We start from the raw sequence: 19,795 nt of genomic DNA on the forward strand, positions 1-19,795 counted from the left end.
GATGGAAGCAGAACAAAAATTAACGCCTGAAACTTTTCCAGATTCGCCTGAGAAATCAACCCTTGAAGGGAAAAATAAGTTCATAGGATTTTGGCTTTTTCTTGGGGGAGAAACCGTACTTTTTGCTTCGTTGTTTGCAACGTATTTAGCGTTGAGAAATTCAACGCATACAGGCCCAAAAGCAGAAGAATTATTTGATATTACGCTTGTATTTATTGCCACAATGATTTTATTAACAAGTTCATTAACAAGCGTATATGCAATGTATCATATGAAGAACTTTAACTATAAGAAGATGCAGCTTTGGATGTGGATTACTTGGCTGTTAGGGTTCGCTTTCTTACTATTAGAGATTTATGAGTTTAAGCATTATGTTCATGAAGGCCATACGTTTACGAGCAGTGCGTTTGGATCTGCATTTTATGCCTTGGTAGGAACGCACGGAGCGCACGTAACGTTTGGATTATTGTGGATTGGCTCATTGCTTATCCGTAACTCAAAGCGTGGCTTAAGTCTATACAATGCGCCAAAATTTTATGTAGCAAGCTTATACTGGCATTTCATTGATGTTGTATGGGTGTTTATTTTTACAGTTGTATACTTAATGGGAATGGTGGGATGAAGAGATGACAACAAATCATTCTGACACAGGTAACCCAAAGGTAGACTTACAGTATCGTAAGAAGAAAAACGCTGAAGACATGCGAATGCAGTTAATCTCGTTTGCGTTAATGATTTTCCTTACGCTCATAGCTTTTTTTGCCGTATGGAGCGATAGCTTTAGCGGATGGTTTACCGTACCAGTTATTATTTTGTTAGCAGTTGTGCAAGTTATCTTTCAGCTTTATTACTTTATGCATATGAATCATAAAGGACATGAAGTGCCAACGATGTTTCTATATTCAGGAGTGCTTGTAGCACTTATAACGGTTTGGGCATTTGTTACAATTATTTGGTGGTAAGTAAAGAAGAGCTAGCGCTTGCTAGCTCTTTTCAAGCATGTACTATTCGCAATTGAGTAAAGGAGGGACGGATTGTGATTGATAATTTAAGAATGTTTGGATTCGAAGCGTTATGGAGTCCGTATTTTTTCTTCGTTATTTGTGCGGTGACAGTTGTTTATTTATTGTTCACAGGTCCGTATCGATATAAAATTGAAGGAAGTAAAGAAGTTGATCGTAAAACAAAAGCGTTTTTTGTATTTGGAATGGCGCTGCTATACATATGCAAAGGCGGTCCGCTAGATTTACTAGGGCACTTGATGTTTAGTGCACATATGGCCCAAATGGCGCTGGTTTATTTAGCTATTCCACCTTTACTTATTCTGGGAACACCGCCGTGGATGGCGCGATTACTGATTCATCAAAAAGGCATTAAGCCAGTGTTTCACTTTTTAACAAAGCCGCTCATTGCTTTACTTGTCTTTAACGGATTATTCTCTCTTTATCATATACCGCTTGTGTTTGACACTGTGAAGACAGATATGACGCTTCACGCAATTATTAGCATTTTGCTGTTTATAGCTTCTTTTTGCATGTGGTGGCCACTTTTAAACAAGCTGGAGGAGTATCAGACGTTAAACGGTGTGAAAAAAATTGGCTACATTTTTGCTGATGGGATGTTGTTAACGCCTGCTTGTGCGTTAATTATATTTGCTGATACGTCGCTATATGCCACGTATACTGATTCGCAGGCGTGGGTGAATGCTTTAGCCCTTTGCGTATCCCCGGATGTTATTCAAGCGATGGGCGCATTAGCCCCAGAAATGTTTAACGTATTGCCTCCGGTAGAAGACCAGCAGCTTGGGGGAGTCATCATGAAAATTATTCAAGAGATTGTATATGGGATTATTCTTGGCTACACCTTTTTCCGGTGGGCGAAGAAAGAGCGTGAAAAAGATAAGAAGCAGGAAATGGAACTTGATGCAGGTTATGATGCTTCATCTCCGATTTCTTCTCAATAAAAAGAGTGCTTACAGGATTGTAAGCACTCTTTTTATTAGGAAGCCTGAACGCTTTGAAGTTCGGAATGAATTTGGCTTAAAATTCGCTTGCATTGATCAACCAGTGTAGAAGGGAAATTTTCTTCTTCTCCATATTCTACGCCGTGCGGATAATAGTGTTTGCCAAGCAGAGGCGTCATAAATTGAATCAACGCATGCCTGCCGCCAATGTCCCCTTCAGCAGCATATCCTTGTACGCGTAAATAAAAGGTATGGTGCTGAATTTCAAACTTGCGATCATATGTTACCCGCTCGTAATCCCACTGTCCAGCTCGCACTAGTCCAAATCGGCTCATAATCTCATCGGCATGCTCTAAATCAACTCTTACATCAGTAAAATCCATATCTTCTAGTTTCATTACAGTTCCCCCTTTAAACCAAATGTTTCTCCCATTTTCATCATAGTATGATTGGATAAAACTTGCAATGTTTATCCGGATTTTCAGTTGAAAAGACCAAGAAATTGTAAATAACGTGAAAGATTTTTTGAAAAACGGTCAAAATAACGTTGAATGTAAAGGAGGAGATTCTATGAAATGTGTTCGTGATGTAATGACAACAGACGTTGAAACGTGTACCACGTTAGATAATGTATACGAAGTTGCATTAAAGATGAAAGAATTAAACGTTGGTAGTATTCCAATTGTTGATCAAGACCGATTAATTGGATTAATAACTGATCGAGACTTAGTTATTCGAGGTATTGCTGAAAAGAAGCCCAATTCCAGTAAAGTAACCGACGTAATGAGTGATAAACTAGTAACGGTATCGGGCGAATCAACGGTAGAAGAAGCTGTGGAAATTATGGCCAATCATCAAATCAGAAGGCTTCCAGTTGTAGAAGGAAACAAGCTTATTGGCGTTGTCGCTTTAGGAGATTTATCTACGTATCGCTTTACAGATGAACAAGCTGGTCAAGCTCTTTCTCGTATTTCCAATCAACTTCATTAATCCAGGAAAAGCTGTCGCCACCAAAGGGTGTTGATAGCTTTTTTATTAGCTATTTTCACGTCATTACATGTATAATAACTATACGAACTCTTGAAGATGTAAGGAGAGGAACTGACGCTGAAAAAAGTTATATTTGTTCTCGTGTTAATCGTTGCATTTGTATACGCTGATGAATATATCCCTTTATTGGAGCAGTATGTAGATGAATCAGCACAGGAAGAGGTTTCAAATAATGAGACTATAAATGACCGTGCGGTTGAAACGGCTGCACCAGAAATAGAAGGGGAAAACGTTATTGATTTGATTGGTCTACATCCTGAACAAGTCATGGGAATGTATGGAGAACCAACCCGTGTTGATCCTTCTGCTTACGGATATGATTGGTGGGTGTATAAAACCGATGATCATTCCTACATGCAGGTAGGGGTAGATGGTGACCGAGTGGTGAGCGTGTATTCTATTGGTCAAAACGTAAATACCGCACCATTTGTGATTGGTCAATCTCGATCTGAAGTAGCGAAAGCTGTTAAAATTGAGCGAGAAGTTGAATTGAGAGAAGGGCTCGATTATTATCGTTTTCAACTCAATGACGAAGATTTAAAAATGCGCCCATTAGTAAAGTATGATGATGTATATATCCAGCTTTATTTTGATCAATTTTTAAATACATTATCAAGTATCCGCGTCATGGATAGTGAAACTTTAATGAAGCAAAAGCCGTATGAAGTAATGTATAGAGGGAGTTTCCCTGAAGTACCATCACTTTCTCAAGAAGAGTGGAAAGAGATTGAAGATGGAGCTTCTCAACAAATTATCGACTTGACGAACGTTATTAGAAAGCGCCATGGAAAAGAGGCATTATCGTGGGATGAAGATACGGCGAAAGTGGCTTATTTACACAGCAAAGAAATGAGCGATTTAGAATATTTTGCTCATGAGTCTCCAGTTCAAGGAGATTTAAGAAATCGTCTGCAAAAAGGAGACGTCTTGTATCGAACAGCTGGTGAAAACATTGCATCTAACTATACGGATGGTCCTGCTGCGGTTGAAGGCTGGTTAAATAGTGAAGGTCACCGTAAGGCGCTTTTAAATAATGATTTTACGCATCTTGGTGTTGGCGTGTATGAAAAGTTTTATACGCAAAACTTTATTACCCCTTTGAAGTAGGGATTTAATAGGTCTACTCTTGTCCTATTCCTCATAAGTTTCTAATAGAAGCTAGAGGAGGGACAAGAATGAACAAGAAAATATCTGTCATCGCCATGCTTATTTTTTTACTATTAACAACATCAGTTAATGCGGCTACACAGCAATCTTGGGATAAGTTAAATGAACTTGCTGATGAAACATTAGACCTTGCTCAGCAGGAAAAATATGATGAAGCGCGTGATTTAATGAAACAATTTTCACATGAAGTTTCAAGCGTAAATATACATGATTTAGATTTATCCACTAAAGAGTATCAAGTGCTGGTAGTAACAGCTCAAAATGTTGAAAGAGCACTGGACGATGAAAATAGTGACCCTGTAAATACAGCATTACAGTTTCGGTTACTAGTTGATGCTTTATCAAGTGAATACCAACCTCTTTGGACAGAAATGGAAAAAGAAGTTATTACCACGTTTCAAGATATGAAAATGAGTATATCAAAAGGTGAAGATGGGCAGTATCAAGAAGAGCTTCAAAGTTTACTACAAGCCTATGAATTGATTTCTCCAAGTGTTCAAGTCGATGTTGATGATAAGGATATTGAACGTGTTGAACAGCATATTGAAGATTTAAAGCAAGATGATGCAATGGTGATGTCTTCACAAGAATTAGTAGCAGCAGAAGAAGATTTTCAGTCTCTGTTTGAACATTTAAAAGAAGATAAGGTAGATCCATCACTTATATGGGTCATGATTACGACAGGAAGTATTATTGTATTTACTTTATCGTATGTTGGTTTTCGTAAGTATCGAGCAGAGCGTGTTCGCAAGGCTGAGCCGGAGCGAAATGATTGACGGACATATTCGAATTGTCTAAAATGAAAATGTACCAACCATACAAGTAAAGGAGTGTGCATATGGGGTTTTTGGTTTATTTTCTCATCATTATTTTAGTGCCGATTTGGGCACAGTTTAAAGTGAAAAGTGCTTATAAAAAATATTCAAAAGTAAGCAGTTCTTCTGGAATGACAGGTGCTGAAGTGGCACGACGTATCTTGGACGAAAACGGCTTGTACAACGTTCAAGTTGAGCCAGTTCGCGGCGTGTTGTCTGACCACTACGATCCACGTTCAAAAGTAGTACGATTATCTGAAGATAACTACTTCGGAACATCTGTAGCAGGCGCAGCGGTAGCAGCCCATGAAGTAGGGCACGCAATTCAAGACGATGAAAACTATTCGTTCTTACGCATGCGTCATGCCTTAGTACCAGTAGCTAACATCGGATCAAACTTTTCATGGATTTTAATCATGATTGGTATCTTTGCTCAGATGAGCGGCCTATTGTTGCTAGGGATTGTGTTTATGGCAGCAGCAGTTTTATTCCAGGTCGTAACGCTTCCAGTTGAGTTTAACGCCTCAAATCGCGCGATGAACCTTCTCGTATCAAGCGGTGTAATTCGCAACGACGAAGAGCGTGAGACGCGAAAAGTACTAAACGCAGCAGCTTTAACATACGTTGCAGCAGCAGCGGTTGCAGTACTAGAGCTTGTGCGTTTAATCTTAATTTACACAGGAATGAACAACGAAGATTAATTGAAATGAGGCTGGGACATAAGTAATTCAGCCAATATTAAACCTGAACGGTTGAGAGTTCTTCACTTTTAATCGTTCAGGTTTTTTGTTGATTGTGAAAACAGGATGGAATGGAGCGTAGGACACTCGACTCCTGCGGGAAAGAGAGGAAGCTCAGGTTCCTCCCCGCGGAAAGCGAGTGGCCGTAGCGCAATGGAATAAACTTGTTCTGACAACGTAAAGAGGTGAGAAAAGCGAGTGTTCGTCTTTTTGGAAATTTGTTTTGTTATGTCCCACCCTCATTTTGTATGTACGATTTAACGTTCTAACGGCTTTTTATTTTCATCCAATGTAAAACCCTCACCTAGTACATCGTGAACGTCACTCACCGCTACAAACGCGTATGGGTCAACAGAAGTGATGACCTGTTTTAATCGAAAGACTTCATTTTTACTTACAACACAGTACAATACGTTAGTTTCTTGTTTAGAATAGGATCCTTGGCCTTTTAAAATAGTCACTCCACGATCCATTTCCTGCATGATTTTTGCTGAGATCTCTTCGTTACGAGCAGAGATAATGGTTGCTCCTTTTGCGGCGTAAGCTCCGTCTTGAATAAAATCAATGACTCTAGCAGCGACAAATACGGCTACGAGCGTATACATTGCCTCTGTATAGGTTAGGTAATAGATAAGAGAGGTAATAATAACAAGAAAATCGAATAAAAACATTGTTTTTCCCATGTTCCACCCAATATATTTCTGAACGAGACGAGCGATAATATCAACTCCACCCGTTGTCCCTCCGTATCTAAAAATAATTCCAAGCCCCACTCCAATAAATACACCTGCAAATAGAGCTGCGAGCGTCATATCATCTTTTAAAGGCATATCGACTGGAAAGCGCTGAAAAATCCATAAGAAAACAGAAAGGCTGATAACGCCTAGTATGGTGTAGTAAAATGAGGTTCGTCCTAACAGCTTCCATCCGACAAAGAATAGTGGAATATTAAGCACTAAGTTTGAATAGGAAGGGTCGATGTTAAATAAAAAGTATAAAAGCAGTGTAATACCAGTAAAACCGCCTTCTGCTAAGTTGTTTTGCATGTTAAAATTCACAAGTCCAAATCCAAAAATAGCCGAACCTAACAAAATAAAAAAGATATTCTTGAACTTTAGTCCTTTCACAATAGAAAACCTCCTTCTATAAACATGAATACATTCTTTCCTATCATACTAAATGGATAAGAGAAATGTCATCGTCCAAATGAACCGTCCAAAGCGCTTTGTTTGTATCATACACGTTTAAATATTGAATCATGCACGGCTAAAGAGAATAGCTTTATTCATTTATAATGTTTGTTAATCAAACTTTTCTATTAAGAAATTTAGGGAAGAAATGTTATAATATGAAGTTGAATGTACAAAAAAATAAAAGGTAAATACTTATTATGCAATGAGAGAGGCATAGAAGGTAAAGAGGTGAATACATATGGCAGATAAATCAATGAAGGTTATGCAGGCTGAAGTTGATCAATATATTGGACAGTTTAAAGAAGGCTACTTTAGCCCCTTGGCGATGTTGGCTCGTATGACTGAAGAAGTTGGAGAGTTATCCCGTGAAATTAATCATTATTACGGAGAAAAGCCTAAAAAGACAACAGAAGCAGAGCGGACAGTTGAAGAAGAAATGGGCGATATTTTATTTGTATTAATTTGCTTTGCCAATTCGTTAAATATTGATTTAGAAGAAGCACATAATCGCGTTATGCAGAAATTTAATACGCGGGATAAAGATCGTTGGACAAAAATTGATGAACAAGGAGAGAATTAACATGAAAAAAACTCGAATTATACTTGCAGGCCCTCGTGGGAGAATGGGAAAAGAAGCTGTGACCCTAATTCAAGAAACAGAAGCGTTTGAATTAGTAGCTGCTGTTGATCGTATTCATGAAGGGAAGTTAATTAGCGACTTAGAAGGAATGCCAAATGTTCAAGCTCCTATCTTTACAGATATTGAAAAATGCTTCCAAACTGTTGAAGCTGATGTATTAGTTGATTTAACAACGCCTGAAATTGGAAGAGTACATACGAAAAAAGCGTTAGAATACGGCATCCGTCCAGTAGTCGGAACGACAGGTTTTTCCGAAGCAGATTTAGCGGAATTAAAAGAATTAGCAGAAGAAAAAGGAATTGGCTGTATCATTGCTCCAAACTTTGCGATTGGTGCTATTTTAATGATGAAGTTCTCTCAAATGGCAGCTAAATATTTTGACGATGTTGAAATTATTGAGCTTCACCATGATCAAAAATTAGACGCACCTTCTGGAACAGGGTTAAAAACAGCAGAGCTCATTAGTGAAGTTCGTGAAACGAAAAAGCAAGGTCACTCAGAAGAAAAAGAAATTTTAGCAGGTGCAAGAGGAGCTACATATGACGGCATTCATCTTCATAGCGTACGCTTGCCAGGATTAATTGCTCACCAGGAAGTATTATTTGGTGGCTTTGGACAAGGATTAAAGATTCGTCATGATTCGTATAATCGTGCGTCCTTCATGTCTGGCGTGAAGCTCGCGGTTGAAGCGGTAATAAATATTGATACGCTTGTATATGGTTTGGAAAATATTATTGAGTAAGGAGAGTCATATATGAAAATAGCATTAATTGCACATGATAAAAAGAAAAATGACATGGTTCAATTTACAACTGCTTACCAACATATTCTAAAGAACCATGAGCTTTTTGCAACGGGTACAACGGGAATGCGAATCTCTGAAGCGACAGGATTATCGATTCATCGTTTTCAATCGGGTCCATTAGGTGGAGACCAAGAAATTGGTGCTCTTGTTGCACAGAATAAAATGGATATGATTATCTTCTTTCGTGATCCGCTTACAGCTCAACCTCATGAGCCAGACGTATCAGCACTTATGCGCCTATGTGATGTGTATGCTATTCCACTCGCAACCAATATGGGAACAGCTGAGGTTCTAATCCATGGTTTAGAGCGAGGAGATTTACAGTGGCGTTCAATTTTAAAACAATAGGGTGAAATAAAATGATTGAAAAAATAGATGTTCTTGCTTTTGGAGCTCATGCTGATGATGTTGAAATCGGCATGGGCGGCACTATCGCCAAGATGACTGAGCAAGGTTTAAAAGTTGTTATCTGTGATTTGACAGAAGCAGAACTATCGTCAAACGGAACGGTAGAGCTACGCAAACAAGAGGCTGAAAAGGCGGGACAACTTCTTGGTATATACAAGCGAGTTCAATTACAGATGCCGGATAGAGGACTTTTGTTACAGCGATCCTACATTAGAGAAATTGTATCGGTAATACGCAAATATCAGCCAAAACTTGTGTTTTCTCCTTATTTTGATGATCGTCATCCGGATCATGGAAACTGCGCGCGCCTAGTGGAAGAAGCCGTATTTTCAGCTGGAATTCGCAACTATACGGCAGAGCAAAACGTGGGGTCTCATCGACCGGATGGACTGTATTTTTATATGATTAATGGTTTTCATAAACCCGATTTTGCTGTTGATGTAACGAATACATTTGAAAAGAAAAAGCAAAGCTTACAAGCTTATGAAAGTCAGTTCATCAAACAAGCAGGAAGCGTGGAGACGCCGTTGGTCAACGGGTATATAGAAACAGTTGAAAGCCGAGAGCGCATGTTTGGAAAAGAAGTAGGCGTTCAGTATGCAGAAGGCTTTCTTTCTAAGAAGCCGCTGCTTATTTATGATGATTTAGTAGGTGGCGGTAGATGAAATTAAAAATTGGTATCACGTGTTATCCTTCAGTTGGTGGTTCTGGTGTCATCGCAACTGAATTAGGAAAGCTCCTTGCAGAAAAGGGACACGAAATTCACTTCATTTCTTCAAGTATGCCTTTTCGCTTAAATAAGGTATATCCAAATATTTATTTTCATGAAGTAGAAGTGAACCAGTATTCTGTATTTAAGTATCCACCTTACGATTTGGCACTAGCAAGTAAGATGGCAGAAGTTGCACAGCGTGAGAAATTAGATTTAATTCATGCTCATTATGCCATTCCGCATGCGGTGTGTGCGTTTCTAGCTAAGCAAATGGTGTCACCAAATCTAAAAATAGTAACGACGCTTCACGGGACGGATATTACGGTTCTTGGAGAAGACTCGTCTTTAACAGAACTAATCAAATTTGCAATTGAAAAATCGGATTGTGTAACTGCGGTATCTGATGCGTTAATTGAGCAAACGAATCAGCTCATTAATCCAGATAAAGATATTTGTACAGTTTATAATTTTATCGATGAGCGAGAGTACCATCGTAAAGATGTTGGTAATTTAAAGCAGGACTACGGTATTTCAGACGATGAAAAGGTCATTATTCACGTTTCAAATTTCCGTCAAGTTAAAAGAGTACAAGATGTTGTGCGTACGTTTAAACGAATCCATGAGCGCATTCCTTCTAAGCTTTTGCTCGTTGGGGACGGTCCGGATATGAGAAATGTAAGTCAGCTTGTAAAAGAATTGAACCTTGAGGATGATGTACTGTTTTTAGGGAAGCAAGATAATGTAGCGGAGCTCTACTCCATTAGTGATTTAAAGCTTCTGTTTTCTGAAAAAGAAAGTTTTGGTCTCGTACTACTAGAAGCCATGGCTTGTGGCGTACCTTGTATTGGCACAAGAATCGGTGGTATTCCAGAGGTTATTGAAGATGGTGTAACAGGTTATATTTGTGAATTAGGGGACGTTGAAACAGCTGCGAGTAAAGCAGTGCAATTGTTAAGTGATCAACAGCTTCATCAACAAATAAGCAGAGGAGCTTTACAGGCAGTGAATCAAAAATTTCATTCAACGGAGATTGTAAACCAATATGAACAGCTTTATTACAATCTTTTACAACGTTAAGGAATGGAGGATATTATGAAAGAGCCTTTCATCCATCCATTATTTATTATTCACACACTACAACAAGCCGGACACGAAGCTTATTTTGTTGGTGGTGCTGTTCGAGATATGATCTTGCAGCGAAAAGTAGGTGATGTAGATATCGCGACATCTGCTCGTCCTGACGATGTTATGAGTCTATTTCCAAAAACAATTCATGTGGGGATTGAGCATGGGACCGTTGTGGTGCTTCATGAAGGAGAGCAATATGAAGTGACTACCTTTCGTTCAGAAGGGGAATATGCAGATTTTAGACGCCCGACATCTGTTCAGTTTATCTCATCACTGGTGGAAGATCTAAAACGTCGTGATTTTACCATCAACGCTATGGCTATGAATGAAAAAGGTGAAATTATTGATCCGTTTAATGGCAGAGAGGATCTACGTAACCAACTTATTCGTACGGTAGGGAATCCAGAAGAACGTTTTCATGAAGACGCGCTGCGAATGATGAGAGCTGTTCGTTTTGTGAGTCAACTAGCGTTTTCTATTTCAGATAAAACGAAGAGAGCTATTTCAGAGCATGGAAATCTATTGAAGCACGTATCAGTTGAACGAATTACCATTGAGTTTGAGAAGCTTCTTTTGGGTAAACGCCCCTCTTTAGCTCTTGCGCTCATAGCAGACACTAAATTATATGAGCATTTGCCGGGATTAGATATTGGTGAAGAAGCTTTTCGACGCTTGTGTAAATACGACTGGATGATGCTTGAAGATATATCGGAATGCTGGACGCTTCTTCTTTATTTACTAGGCGTTGATTTAGATCCATTTTTACGTAAATGGAAGCTTGCTAATCGACAAATAAAATCCGTGAAGCTTCAGCTTGGTGGACTTGAGGACGTATTAAAAAATGGTTGGTCAAAAGAAACGATGTATAAACTTGGAGAAGAGTCTTCTTTAAGAGTAAATCGAATTTTGCAATTAGTGAGAAGTACTAATTATCTGCATACAACCTTGCTTGTTTCTCGTTATCGAGAGCTTCCTATTCACTCTATGAAAGAGCTTGCCATCACGGGGCAAGATGTTATGACGTGGCTAAATCGTAAGGGCGGTCCATGGCTTTCAGCCTTGTTACAAACCATAGAAATGAAAGTATTAAATGGTGAAATAAAAAATAGCAAAGCGTCGATAAAGGAGTGGATTCAGTCTTGCAAACAGATATTAGAAGAACGTTATTAGAGATGTTTACAAACGCAGAGGGTGAATATGTATCTGGCCAGCGCATTAGCGACTTGCTAGGCTGTTCAAGAACGGCGGTGTGGAAACATATTGAAGACTTACGAAAAGAAGGTTATGAACTGGAAGCTGTTCGAAAGAAAGGCTATCGTATTGTCACTAAGCCTAATAAAGTAAGTACAAACGAGCTGCTTCTTGGCCTGCATACGAAAAAAATTGGTCAAAACCTTCACTATGAGGAAACCGTGGAGTCAACACAAAAAATTGCGCATCGTCTTGCTCAAGAAGGAGCTGTAGAAGGAACGGTGATTGTAGCGGAAGAGCAAACAGCTGGTCGAGGTCGCCTTGCTCGCAAATGGTACTCTCCTAAATATACGGGAGTATGGATGAGCATTATTTTACGACCTGCCATTCCACCACAGCATGCACCACAGCTGACCCTATTAGCCGCCGTAGCGATTGTACAAGCGATACAAGAAGTAACGAATGTGCTACCTGATATCAAATGGCCAAATGATATTTTAGTGAACAATAAAAAGCTAGTAGGAATTTTAACTGAAATGCAAGCTGATGTTGAGCAAGTTCACTCTGTTATTATTGGGATAGGAATCAATGTCAATCAAAAGCTAGAACATTTTGATTCCGACATTCAACACTTGGCTACTTCTTTATCAATTGAAGAGCAAAAAGAAGTGAATCGCGCAGCCCTTATGCAAGCGATTTTCTTAAAGATGGAATCTTTGTATGAAGATTACTTGGAAAATGGTTTTGGATTAGTAAAGCATTTATGGGAATCTTATTCTATTAGCATTGGAAAGCGGATTATTGCACGCACTTTAAAAGCAACGATTGAAGGGCATGCAAAGGGGATTACAAACGATGGCGTCCTGCTGTTAGAGGACGATAATGGAACGGTTCATCACATTCATTCCGCTGATATTGAACTCTCTTCGAAATAAAACTAGAAAATGTAAGAATATTTCTTTATAATACGAGTATCAGGGTAGTATCGACAGAACTTCACCTGATACTCTTTTTTATAATTTATCGTTTACGAACTGCCTTGATCTAAAAAAGACTAGGACAGAGGGATGACAATATATAAGGACAAGCGTGTGCGTTTAAGCACGCTGTTTAGCTATAGACTACTTTTGTCAAAAACCTTCTTCCGCTTTAGTGTAAGAAGGTTTTTTGCGTTGTCATCTCCTCTAGTATAGGAGGAGATTTATGTTGAAAACGAAGCTGGATTTTTTAAAAATGAAACAGCAACAAGAACCAATTGTGATGCTTACTGCTTACGACTACCCGTCTGCGAAATATGCGGAAGCATCAGAAGTGGACATGATTTTAGTAGGAGACTCATTAGGAATGGTTGTGTTAGGATACGACTCAACGATTCCAGTGACGGTCGATGATATGATTCATCATACAAAAGCGGTGAAAAGAGGCGCGCCTAATACATTTATCGTAACAGATATGCCTTTTATGTCTTATCATATTTCAAGAGAAGAAACGATGAAACAAGCCGCTCGAATTATGCAAGAAAGTGGGGCGCATGCTCTAAAGGTAGAAGGCGCAGACGACGTTATTTTTACAATTTCAGAATTAACCCAAGCAGGAATTCCGGTTATCGCTCATCTTGGCTTAACACCTCAGTCTGTTGGAGTTCTTGGGGGATATAAGGTACAAGGTAAAGAAGCGAGCGGAGCGAAAAAGTTGATTGAAGATGCCGTGAAATGTGAGCAAGCTGGTGCAATTGCAGTGGTTTTAGAGTGTGTACCTAAACAGGTGGCTAAAGATATTTCTACCAGACTAAGCGTTCCAACTATTGGAATTGGAGCAGGAAAGGAAACAGATGGTCAAGTGCTCGTCTATCACGATGTATTGACGTATGGGGTTGAGCGCTTTCCGAAATTTGTTAAGCCGTTTGGTAACATTGGAGACGTTGCAAAAAAAGGTCTGTCCCAGTATGTGCATGATGTTAAAGCTCGTGAATTTCCGGAAGAGAGTCATACATTTACCATGAATGATGAACAGCTAACGGCTTTATATGGGGGGAAGTAAGATGAAAGTAATCTCTACTGCCAAAGACATGCAGGAGCTTTCAATCAAGCTTCAGCATCAAGGAAAAACAATTGGATTTGTACCGACGATGGGGTTTCTACATGAAGGTCACCTCGCATTACTTAAGCAGGCACGTGCTGAGAATGATATTGTGGTTTTAAGTATCTTTGTTAATCCAACTCAGTTTGGACCAAACGAAGATTTTGATACGTATCCACGAGATTTTGAACGTGATGAACGCTTGGCAAAAGCAGAGGCAGCTGACTATTTGTTCTATCCAAGCGTAGCTGAAATGTATCCCGGTCAAGCTTCTGTTTCCATATCGGTTATTGATCGTGTGGATGTACTTTGTGGAGCAAAGCGTCCAGGACATTTTGACGGTGTTGCAACAGTGCTGACAAAACTATTCCATCTCGTGCAGCCAAACCGAGCATACTTTGGGAAAAAGGATGCTCAGCAAGTAGCCGTGGTGCATGGGTTGATTACTGATTTTAAGTTCCCAATTGAGCTCGTGGCAGTTGATACGGTGCGTGAAGAAGATGGCTTAGCAAAAAGTTCAAGAAACGTAAACTTGCTAGATTCTGAACGTAAAGAAGCGCCAGCCTTATATCAAAGCTTGCAAAAAGCCAAGCAGTTAATTGGAAGTGGCGAACGTGACGTTGAAATGGTTAAAATGGAAATTGAAAGAACGATTAAAAAGAATACAAGCGGTACAATAGATTACGTAGCAATTTATTCTTACCCAGAGCTAAAGCCTTTAGACAAGCTAGATGGGCAGTTTATTATTGCAATTGCTATACAATTCTCTAAAGCTCGATTAATTGATAATATTATTATGGAAATTTGACCATAGAAAGAGGGTTTCACGATGTTCCGAACAATGATGAATGCAAAAATTCATAGAGCACATGTAACAGAAGCAAATTTAAATTATGTAGGAAGTATTACGATTGACGAAGACTTAATTGAGGCTGTAGGTATCCAGCCAAATGAAAAGGTGCAAATCGTAAACAATAATAATGGTGCTCGCTTAGAGACGTATGTTATACCGGGAAAGAGAGGCAGCGGGGTTGTTTGTTTAAATGGTGCGGCAGCACGCCTTGTACAGCCTGGAGACGTTGTTATTATTATCTCTTATGTACTAGTAGCTGAAGAAAAAGTAGCTGATCACCATCCAACAGTAGCCATTATGGATGAACACAACAAAATTAAACAATTGCTTAAACAAGAGCCAGCTGGTACAATTTTATAATATTATCCCCCTTAATCGAGGGGGATTTTTTTGAGCGAATATAAGCTCTACATAAGTAGTTTCGTATAGAAGCATGTATTTTCTTTTATACTATAAGAACAGGCAGGTGAGGTCATGATGATGAATAAACGCTTTGTTGTTGTTGATTTAGAGACGACAGGACATTCTCCAAAACAAGGAGATCAAATTATTCAATTTGCAGCCGTGGTTGTTGAAAACGGCCGCATAGTTGAGCGTTTCTCAACGTTTTTGAACCCCAATATACCAATTCCTCCTTTTATTTCACAACTGACAAATATTCATCAAAAAATGGTCGAAGATGCCCCGACGTTTGAGGATATTTCCGAGAAAATTATTGAACTGTTAGAAGGTGCTTATTTTGTAGCACATAACGTTGCTTTTGACCTTAATTTCTTACAGGAATCATTAGCTCAAAGCGGGTATGATAAGCTGTATCCATCCACGGTGGATACGGTCGAATTAGCGCGTATGCTTCTCCCTACAGTAGAGGGGTATAAGCTCAATCAGCTGGCTGAATATTTAAATTTAAATCATGATCAGCCTCATCAAGCTGACAGTGATGCTGAAGTGACGGCGAAGATCTTACTTCTATTAATGGAAAAATTAAATAGTCTTCCTCTTGCAACATTAAAGCAGCTATACACGCTGTCTTTGCATTTGAAAAGTGAGATTGGTGAGTTGATTCAAGGTATAATGAATGAAAAGCAAGATGATTATCATGAAGGTTATGATTTTGTTCATGGCTTAGCGCTTAGAAAGCAAAGGCCTGTTGTGAAGCCATCGGAAGTTCTTGTTACATACGAGGAGTTTCAAGAACAAAGGGAAACTTTAGCATCAGTGTTTAGCTCATTTGAAAAGAGAACGGGTCAAGAAAAAATGATGAATGCAGTCCATGAGAGCTTAATGGATAACGAACACGCGCTTATTGAAGCGGGAACTGGTATTGGAAAAACGATTGCTTATCTAATTCCGTCTGCTTTTTATGCTCAACAGCATAAAAAGCCAGTAGTTGTTTCAACGCATACTGTAACGTTACAACAACAGCTAATGGAAAGAGATATACCAATGTTAAAAAAGCTTATGCCATTTGAGCTAAGCGCAGCAGTTTTAAAGGGGCGTGAACATTATCTTAGCATTCGGAAATTTAATCAGTTTTTAAAAGAGCGCAACCATAACTATGATGTTATTCTAACGAAAGCAAAGCTATTGATTTGGTTGACGGAGACGGACACAGGCGATGTTGATGAAATCAACTTACCGTCAGGTGGAAAACTATTTTGGGAACAGCTGAATGAAAGCAATCCTTCCCACTTAGACTTTAAGCATCCGTGGAACCAACATTCTTTTTATAATCGTGCACAGGAGCGTGCAGCACAAGCTCAGATTATCATTACAAATCACCGTCTTCTTTTGTTAGACGTTGTAAGTAAGCGGAACTTACTTCCAAGCTATGAACAGGTTGTAATTGATGAAGCGCATCATTTCGACACGATTGCAAGCGAAGAGCTTGGAGGGAGGTTAGATTACTTTTCCATTCATGCCTTGTTGAGCAGGATTGGCTTGTTAGACGATAAAGGTTTGTTAAACAAAGTACATAAGCTTTGTCAAAAACATGATATAAGGCTAAATACGAAAAAACTAGAAGAAATGCTAGAAAAGCTTCGCATTGAGTGTGATGACTTATTTCGTCTTGTCCATGCGTATGTAATGAAAAAAAATAAGCAAACGGATAGTGAAATTGGGCGAGTGAGCTATCGCTATAATGTTCAAGAAGAGAATACTCTTCATTGGCATACCATCCAGGAACAGGCATCTCGAGTGAGATTTTTAATGAACGATATTCTATCTCTTTTACATGCTGATTTTCAGGTGATGGATTCCTATCAGGAGCAGCTTACAAAAAGGGAACAGTCCCATATTCATGAGTTAACAAGCGCAATTGAACAATTTCATCATCTGTCGAGTGAGTTTGCGGACTTTTTCTTCCAGCCGCATCTTGAAGAGGTAACGTGGATTGAAATAGAGCCAAAAGGAGCGGCAAACGCTACTTTTTTATATCGTCAACCGCTCTCGGTAGCGGACACGTTAGCAGATACGTTTTTTGCGAAAAAGCAAAGCGTTATACTAACTTCTGCTACGCTAACGGTCAATCATTCTTTTTCATATATTATTGAACAGCTTGGTTTATATGATTTTCAACCACTTCAAATGACGATACCGTCTCCATTTGACTATCGAAGCCAGGCAAAAGTATATATCCCAAAAGATATGCCAGCTGTAAATGATGTAACGCTTGAAGAATATAGTGCGATTATGGCAGAAAGTATTTTAGATATCGCATCTATTACTAAAGGGCGCATGCTTGTACTATTTACCTCTTATGAAATGTTAAAAATGACGTATCAGTATATGAAAGAACTAAATGATTTAGAGGAATTTGTCATCCTTGGTCAAGGAGTCACAACCCGTAATCGAAATCGATTATTAAAAGACTTTGCGCAGTTTTCACAATCGATTTTATTAGGAACGAACAGCTTGTGGGAAGGCATTGATCTTCCTGGTGAATTAGTATCTAGTCTCATCATTGTTCGCTTACCTTTTGCGTCACCACGACATCCATTTCTAAAAGCAAAATTTGAGCAACTCCGAAAAGAAGGGAAAAATCCATTTATGGACTATTCACTACCTCAGGCTGTCATTCGTTTCAAGCAAGGATTCGGAAGACTAATTCGAACCAAGCAAGATAAAGGATCTATCTTTATTTTAGATAATCGTATGATTACAACGATGTATGGCTCTCATTTTCTTCATTCTTTGCCGGATGTAGATATCGTAAGTGAGTCATTTTCGGTAGCACTTCATGATTTTGAAGCATGGTGGACGTCAAAAAAGCTTTAGCATACTCAGTGCTAAAGCTTTTTTTGCATAGCTCTTCTTGTAGATGTACACGCTAAGAGTGGAAAACACAGGAAGTGAGGGTGTTTAATATGATTAAACGAAATATGTTAATATGGGCGGTATGCTTATGCTTTTTTAGCAACGGTTCTACCGTGCAAGGGGCTAGTCAAGTGGACTTTAGCCTTAAAGAAGATGAAGCAGCAATTTCTTTTTTTCCTTTATTCGATGGAGAAGCCACGCTTTTGCAAGACGGAACGGATCGAGTTATTCTCATTAATACAGGTAGTAAAAAATCGCGAAAAGAGTTGGCGTATTGGCTGGATTTTTATCATATTAAGCAAATTAACCAAGTGATTATTACAAAGCAAAGCGAGAAATACAACGGAAATGTAGACTGGGTTACAAAGAAATATCAGGTGGAAGAAGTAGTTTTGCCTAAAGGCTCAAATGATTTACAAAGTCAACATATTCGCATGTGGCAAGGTAGGGATGTGTATCAGCTATCAAAGCATATTCATGTATCTGTTCTTTATCATGAGGAAGTAAATTCACCCTCAATGGATTTGATAATAGCATTCGGCGAGCATCAAATGCTTTATATGAGTAACTCAGCATCTACTATTGAGAGGCATTTGCTTATGAAGCCATTAAAAAAAATAGACTTGATTAAACTCGCAAATTTTGGTGAAGGTGAGCCGCTGTCTGAGTCGTTTTTAAAGCAGTTAAACCCTCAGATTGGTGTTTTATTCTCAAAAGAAGACCGTACTATTCATCCTGAGCTTGTATCAAGATTAACGGATGGATGGGTTGAGTTATACGATACAAATAAAAGAGAATCGCTTTCTATTAAAATGTCACCTACCATCTATGACGTCATGAAATTTAAGAAGACTACCTAAATTTCTTTTGCAAAAGAAAGAGAGATAATTATAATGAAAATAGAGAGGCTTTAGAGGGAGCGGAACGAATTCTCTCAGTTTGATTTTATGTTTAGGTGGGGAATACAATAGCCCAAAAGCCAAGCCGTGTGTTATGATAAACAGATAATCATTTTATTTAGAGGTGTTTGTAAGAGGAGGAACAGCATGGAAAGCAAAATTGAAGTTTTATCAACCGTTCGTATTGAGCATTCTTCTGATTTATATAAAATTGTGGACAGCTTAAATCGAACGTTAAAAAAGAAAGATTTGATGTTTGGCCTAGCGTTAGACCAAGAAGATCAAAGTAAAGCAATTTTTACGATTTATCGTACATAAGTAGGGATAAAATGAAAAAGTGGTTTATTGGAATTGTTGTTGTTGTATGTTTAGTAGCAGGGTGGCAAACCCATTCAATTTATAAAGCGGCTGTAAACGATGTACAAGCTGACGAAAAAAAAGCATCAGCCAAGGCAAAAGAAGATTTTAATCTGAAATCTGTGACGAGTACACAAGCATATTTTGGAGATCATACATTTTATGTAGTAGAAGGTACTAACAATAAAAACGAAGATGTTATCGCTTGGGTTCCAAAAAGTCAAAAGCAAAAAGCGGTGCTAAAAAAAGTAGCAGATGGAATTACAAAAGAACAAGCCATAGAGATTGTTCAGCGAGACCGAGATCCAAAAGAAATTAAATCAGTTCGACTAGGAATTGAAAATGAAAAGCCGCTATGGGAAGTTACGTATATTGATCAAGAAGAAAAACATTTAACTTACTACTATCTTGATTTTACAAGCGGGGAGTTTATGAAGCGCTATAGCTTAACAAAACCTGAATGAGTTTATTTATAAC

General features: G+C 38.7%; 23 protein-coding genes. 21 read left to right on the forward strand and 2 right to left on the reverse strand.

The genetic code is table 11. The annotated features are described in order from the left end of the window. Position 1: 1 nt before the first annotated feature. From MKZ18_RS07435 to ctaG, 3 genes are all read left to right on the forward strand, one after another. The gene (locus tag MKZ18_RS07435) at positions 2-622 is read left to right on the forward strand and encodes a cytochrome (ubi)quinol oxidase subunit III (protein ID WP_025907328.1); all 621 of its coding nucleotides are present in this window, start codon (positions 2-4) and stop codon (positions 620-622) included. A gap of 4 nt (positions 623-626) precedes the next feature. Further along, positions 627-962, forward strand: coding sequence for a cytochrome c oxidase subunit IVB (gene ctaF, locus MKZ18_RS07440; protein WP_025907330.1), 336 nt, complete (start codon positions 627-629; stop codon positions 960-962). 74 nt (positions 963-1,036) lie between these two features. Beyond that, positions 1,037-1,963 carry a cytochrome c oxidase assembly factor CtaG gene (ctaG, locus tag MKZ18_RS07445; protein ID WP_082636378.1) on the forward strand — a complete coding sequence of 309 codons (927 nt, stop codon included), beginning with the start codon at positions 1,037-1,039 and terminating at the stop codon, positions 1,961-1,963. A gap of 35 nt (positions 1,964-1,998) precedes the next feature. Here ctaG and MKZ18_RS07450 read toward each other — a convergent pair whose 3' ends face one another. Next, on the reverse strand, positions 1,999-2,361 hold the full coding sequence (locus tag MKZ18_RS07450; RefSeq protein ID WP_025907334.1) for a YugN family protein: 363 nt from the start codon (positions 2,359-2,361) through the stop codon (positions 1,999-2,001). Positions 2,362-2,533: 172 nt separating this feature from the next. Between MKZ18_RS07450 and MKZ18_RS07455 the strand changes: the two genes are divergently transcribed. From MKZ18_RS07455 to MKZ18_RS07470, 4 genes are all read left to right on the forward strand, one after another. Further along, positions 2,534-2,953, forward strand: coding sequence for a CBS domain-containing protein (locus MKZ18_RS07455; RefSeq protein ID WP_061785707.1), 420 nt, complete (start codon positions 2,534-2,536; stop codon positions 2,951-2,953). 141 nt (positions 2,954-3,094) lie between these two features. After that, positions 3,095-4,120 (forward strand): CAP domain-containing protein, encoded by a 1,026-nt coding sequence (locus MKZ18_RS07460; RefSeq protein WP_235859224.1) that lies wholly within the window; start codon positions 3,095-3,097, stop codon positions 4,118-4,120. Between the two features lie 68 nt (positions 4,121-4,188). Then, positions 4,189-4,956: a sporulation protein YpjB gene (locus tag MKZ18_RS07465; protein ID WP_025907340.1), complete on the forward strand. Its 768-nt coding sequence runs from the start codon at positions 4,189-4,191 to the stop codon at positions 4,954-4,956. A 62-nt stretch (positions 4,957-5,018) separates the two neighbouring features. Further along, entirely contained in the window at positions 5,019-5,696 is a 678-nt protein-coding gene (locus tag MKZ18_RS07470) for a zinc metallopeptidase (RefSeq protein ID WP_025907342.1), read from the forward strand. 296 nt (positions 5,697-5,992) lie between these two features. Here the strand turns inward: MKZ18_RS07470 and MKZ18_RS07475 are convergent, their stop codons facing one another. Further along, entirely contained in the window at positions 5,993-6,862 is an 870-nt protein-coding gene (locus tag MKZ18_RS07475; protein WP_061785567.1) for a YitT family protein, read from the reverse strand. 304 nt (positions 6,863-7,166) lie between these two features. Here MKZ18_RS07475 and MKZ18_RS07480 point away from each other — a divergent pair, with 304 nt between their 5' ends. The 14 genes from MKZ18_RS07480 (at position 7,167) to MKZ18_RS07545 (ending at position 19,782) form a co-directional block, all read left to right on the forward strand. Then, positions 7,167-7,508 carry a nucleotide pyrophosphohydrolase gene (locus tag MKZ18_RS07480; protein WP_061785566.1) on the forward strand — a complete coding sequence of 114 codons (342 nt, stop codon included), beginning with the start codon at positions 7,167-7,169 and terminating at the stop codon, positions 7,506-7,508. 1 nt (position 7,509) lies between these two features. Continuing rightward, positions 7,510-8,310 (forward strand): 4-hydroxy-tetrahydrodipicolinate reductase, encoded by an 801-nt coding sequence (gene dapB / locus MKZ18_RS07485; RefSeq protein ID WP_025907346.1) that lies wholly within the window; start codon positions 7,510-7,512, stop codon positions 8,308-8,310. Positions 8,311-8,322: 12 nt separating this feature from the next. Then, positions 8,323-8,721: a methylglyoxal synthase gene (mgsA, locus tag MKZ18_RS07490; RefSeq protein ID WP_025907347.1), complete on the forward strand. Its 399-nt coding sequence runs from the start codon at positions 8,323-8,325 to the stop codon at positions 8,719-8,721. Positions 8,722-8,732: 11 nt separating this feature from the next. Beyond that, the gene (gene bshB1, locus MKZ18_RS07495) at positions 8,733-9,446 is read left to right on the forward strand and encodes a bacillithiol biosynthesis deacetylase BshB1 (RefSeq protein WP_340842615.1); all 714 of its coding nucleotides are present in this window, start codon (positions 8,733-8,735) and stop codon (positions 9,444-9,446) included. Next, positions 9,443-10,570 (forward strand): N-acetyl-alpha-D-glucosaminyl L-malate synthase BshA, encoded by a 1,128-nt coding sequence (bshA, locus tag MKZ18_RS07500; protein WP_340842614.1) that lies wholly within the window; start codon positions 9,443-9,445, stop codon positions 10,568-10,570. Before bshB1 ends, bshA begins: the two co-directional genes overlap by 4 nt. 15 nt (positions 10,571-10,585) lie before the next feature. Next, positions 10,586-11,791 (forward strand): CCA tRNA nucleotidyltransferase, encoded by a 1,206-nt coding sequence (locus tag MKZ18_RS07505; RefSeq protein ID WP_025907352.1) that lies wholly within the window; start codon positions 10,586-10,588, stop codon positions 11,789-11,791. Continuing rightward, a complete protein-coding gene (locus MKZ18_RS07510; protein WP_061785564.1) occupies positions 11,761-12,747 on the forward strand; it encodes a biotin--[acetyl-CoA-carboxylase] ligase in 987 nt (328 codons plus the stop codon). The genes MKZ18_RS07505 and MKZ18_RS07510 overlap by 31 nt, the downstream gene beginning before the upstream one ends. A gap of 271 nt (positions 12,748-13,018) precedes the next feature. After that, entirely contained in the window at positions 13,019-13,852 is an 834-nt protein-coding gene (gene panB / locus MKZ18_RS07515; protein ID WP_025907356.1) for a 3-methyl-2-oxobutanoate hydroxymethyltransferase, read from the forward strand. A gap of 1 nt (position 13,853) precedes the next feature. Next, the gene (panC, locus tag MKZ18_RS07520; RefSeq protein ID WP_341344525.1) at positions 13,854-14,699 is read left to right on the forward strand and encodes a pantoate--beta-alanine ligase; all 846 of its coding nucleotides are present in this window, start codon (positions 13,854-13,856) and stop codon (positions 14,697-14,699) included. A 21-nt stretch (positions 14,700-14,720) separates the two neighbouring features. After that, the gene (gene panD, locus MKZ18_RS07525; protein ID WP_340842611.1) at positions 14,721-15,104 is read left to right on the forward strand and encodes an aspartate 1-decarboxylase; all 384 of its coding nucleotides are present in this window, start codon (positions 14,721-14,723) and stop codon (positions 15,102-15,104) included. Between the two features lie 114 nt (positions 15,105-15,218). Beyond that, on the forward strand, positions 15,219-18,023 hold the full coding sequence (dinG, locus tag MKZ18_RS07530) for an ATP-dependent DNA helicase DinG (RefSeq protein WP_340842609.1): 2,805 nt from the start codon (positions 15,219-15,221) through the stop codon (positions 18,021-18,023). 89 nt (positions 18,024-18,112) lie between these two features. Further along, positions 18,113-18,922, forward strand: a complete 810-nt coding sequence (locus MKZ18_RS07535; RefSeq protein WP_025907363.1) for a hypothetical protein — start codon at positions 18,113-18,115, stop codon at positions 18,920-18,922. Between the two features lie 186 nt (positions 18,923-19,108). Next, positions 19,109-19,279: a YpmA family protein gene (locus MKZ18_RS07540; RefSeq protein WP_064484047.1), complete on the forward strand. Its 171-nt coding sequence runs from the start codon at positions 19,109-19,111 to the stop codon at positions 19,277-19,279. An 11-nt stretch (positions 19,280-19,290) separates the two neighbouring features. After that, positions 19,291-19,782 carry a cell wall elongation regulator TseB-like domain-containing protein gene (locus tag MKZ18_RS07545; RefSeq protein ID WP_025907365.1) on the forward strand — a complete coding sequence of 164 codons (492 nt, stop codon included), beginning with the start codon at positions 19,291-19,293 and terminating at the stop codon, positions 19,780-19,782. Positions 19,783-19,795 lie beyond the last annotated feature (13 nt).

The organism is Priestia sp. FSL W8-0001, assembly GCF_038050335.1.
Taxonomy (GTDB): Bacteria; Bacillota; Bacilli; order Bacillales; family Bacillaceae_H; genus Priestia; species Priestia flexa.

What these genes read in the sequence shown, in the direction of transcription:
- MKZ18_RS07435 (WP_025907328.1), top strand. Translation starts at nt 2, where the DNA reads ATGGAAGCAGAACAAAAATTAACGCCTGAAACTTTTCCAGATTCGCCT.
- ctaF (WP_025907330.1), top strand. Translation starts at nt 627, where the DNA reads ATGACAACAAATCATTCTGACACAGGTAACCCAAAGGTAGACTTACAG.
- MKZ18_RS07450 (WP_025907334.1), bottom strand. Translation starts at nt 2,361, where the DNA reads ATGAAACTAGAAGATATGGATTTTACTGATGTAAGAGTTGATTTAGAG.
- MKZ18_RS07455 (WP_061785707.1), top strand. Translation starts at nt 2,534, where the DNA reads ATGAAATGTGTTCGTGATGTAATGACAACAGACGTTGAAACGTGTACC.
- MKZ18_RS07465 (WP_025907340.1), top strand. Translation starts at nt 4,189, where the DNA reads ATGAACAAGAAAATATCTGTCATCGCCATGCTTATTTTTTTACTATTA.
- MKZ18_RS07470 (WP_025907342.1), top strand. Translation starts at nt 5,019, where the DNA reads ATGGGGTTTTTGGTTTATTTTCTCATCATTATTTTAGTGCCGATTTGG.
- MKZ18_RS07480 (WP_061785566.1), top strand. Translation starts at nt 7,167, where the DNA reads ATGGCAGATAAATCAATGAAGGTTATGCAGGCTGAAGTTGATCAATAT.
- dapB (WP_025907346.1), top strand. Translation starts at nt 7,510, where the DNA reads ATGAAAAAAACTCGAATTATACTTGCAGGCCCTCGTGGGAGAATGGGA.
- mgsA (WP_025907347.1), top strand. Translation starts at nt 8,323, where the DNA reads ATGAAAATAGCATTAATTGCACATGATAAAAAGAAAAATGACATGGTT.
- bshB1 (WP_340842615.1), top strand. Translation starts at nt 8,733, where the DNA reads ATGATTGAAAAAATAGATGTTCTTGCTTTTGGAGCTCATGCTGATGAT.
- bshA (WP_340842614.1), top strand. Translation starts at nt 9,443, where the DNA reads ATGAAATTAAAAATTGGTATCACGTGTTATCCTTCAGTTGGTGGTTCT.
- MKZ18_RS07505 (WP_025907352.1), top strand. Translation starts at nt 10,586, where the DNA reads ATGAAAGAGCCTTTCATCCATCCATTATTTATTATTCACACACTACAA.
- panC (WP_341344525.1), top strand. Translation starts at nt 13,854, where the DNA reads ATGAAAGTAATCTCTACTGCCAAAGACATGCAGGAGCTTTCAATCAAG.
- panD (WP_340842611.1), top strand. Translation starts at nt 14,721, where the DNA reads ATGTTCCGAACAATGATGAATGCAAAAATTCATAGAGCACATGTAACA.
- dinG (WP_340842609.1), top strand. Translation starts at nt 15,219, where the DNA reads ATGATGATGAATAAACGCTTTGTTGTTGTTGATTTAGAGACGACAGGA.
- MKZ18_RS07535 (WP_025907363.1), top strand. Translation starts at nt 18,113, where the DNA reads ATGATTAAACGAAATATGTTAATATGGGCGGTATGCTTATGCTTTTTT.
- MKZ18_RS07540 (WP_064484047.1), top strand. Translation starts at nt 19,109, where the DNA reads ATGGAAAGCAAAATTGAAGTTTTATCAACCGTTCGTATTGAGCATTCT.
- MKZ18_RS07545 (WP_025907365.1), top strand. Translation starts at nt 19,291, where the DNA reads ATGAAAAAGTGGTTTATTGGAATTGTTGTTGTTGTATGTTTAGTAGCA.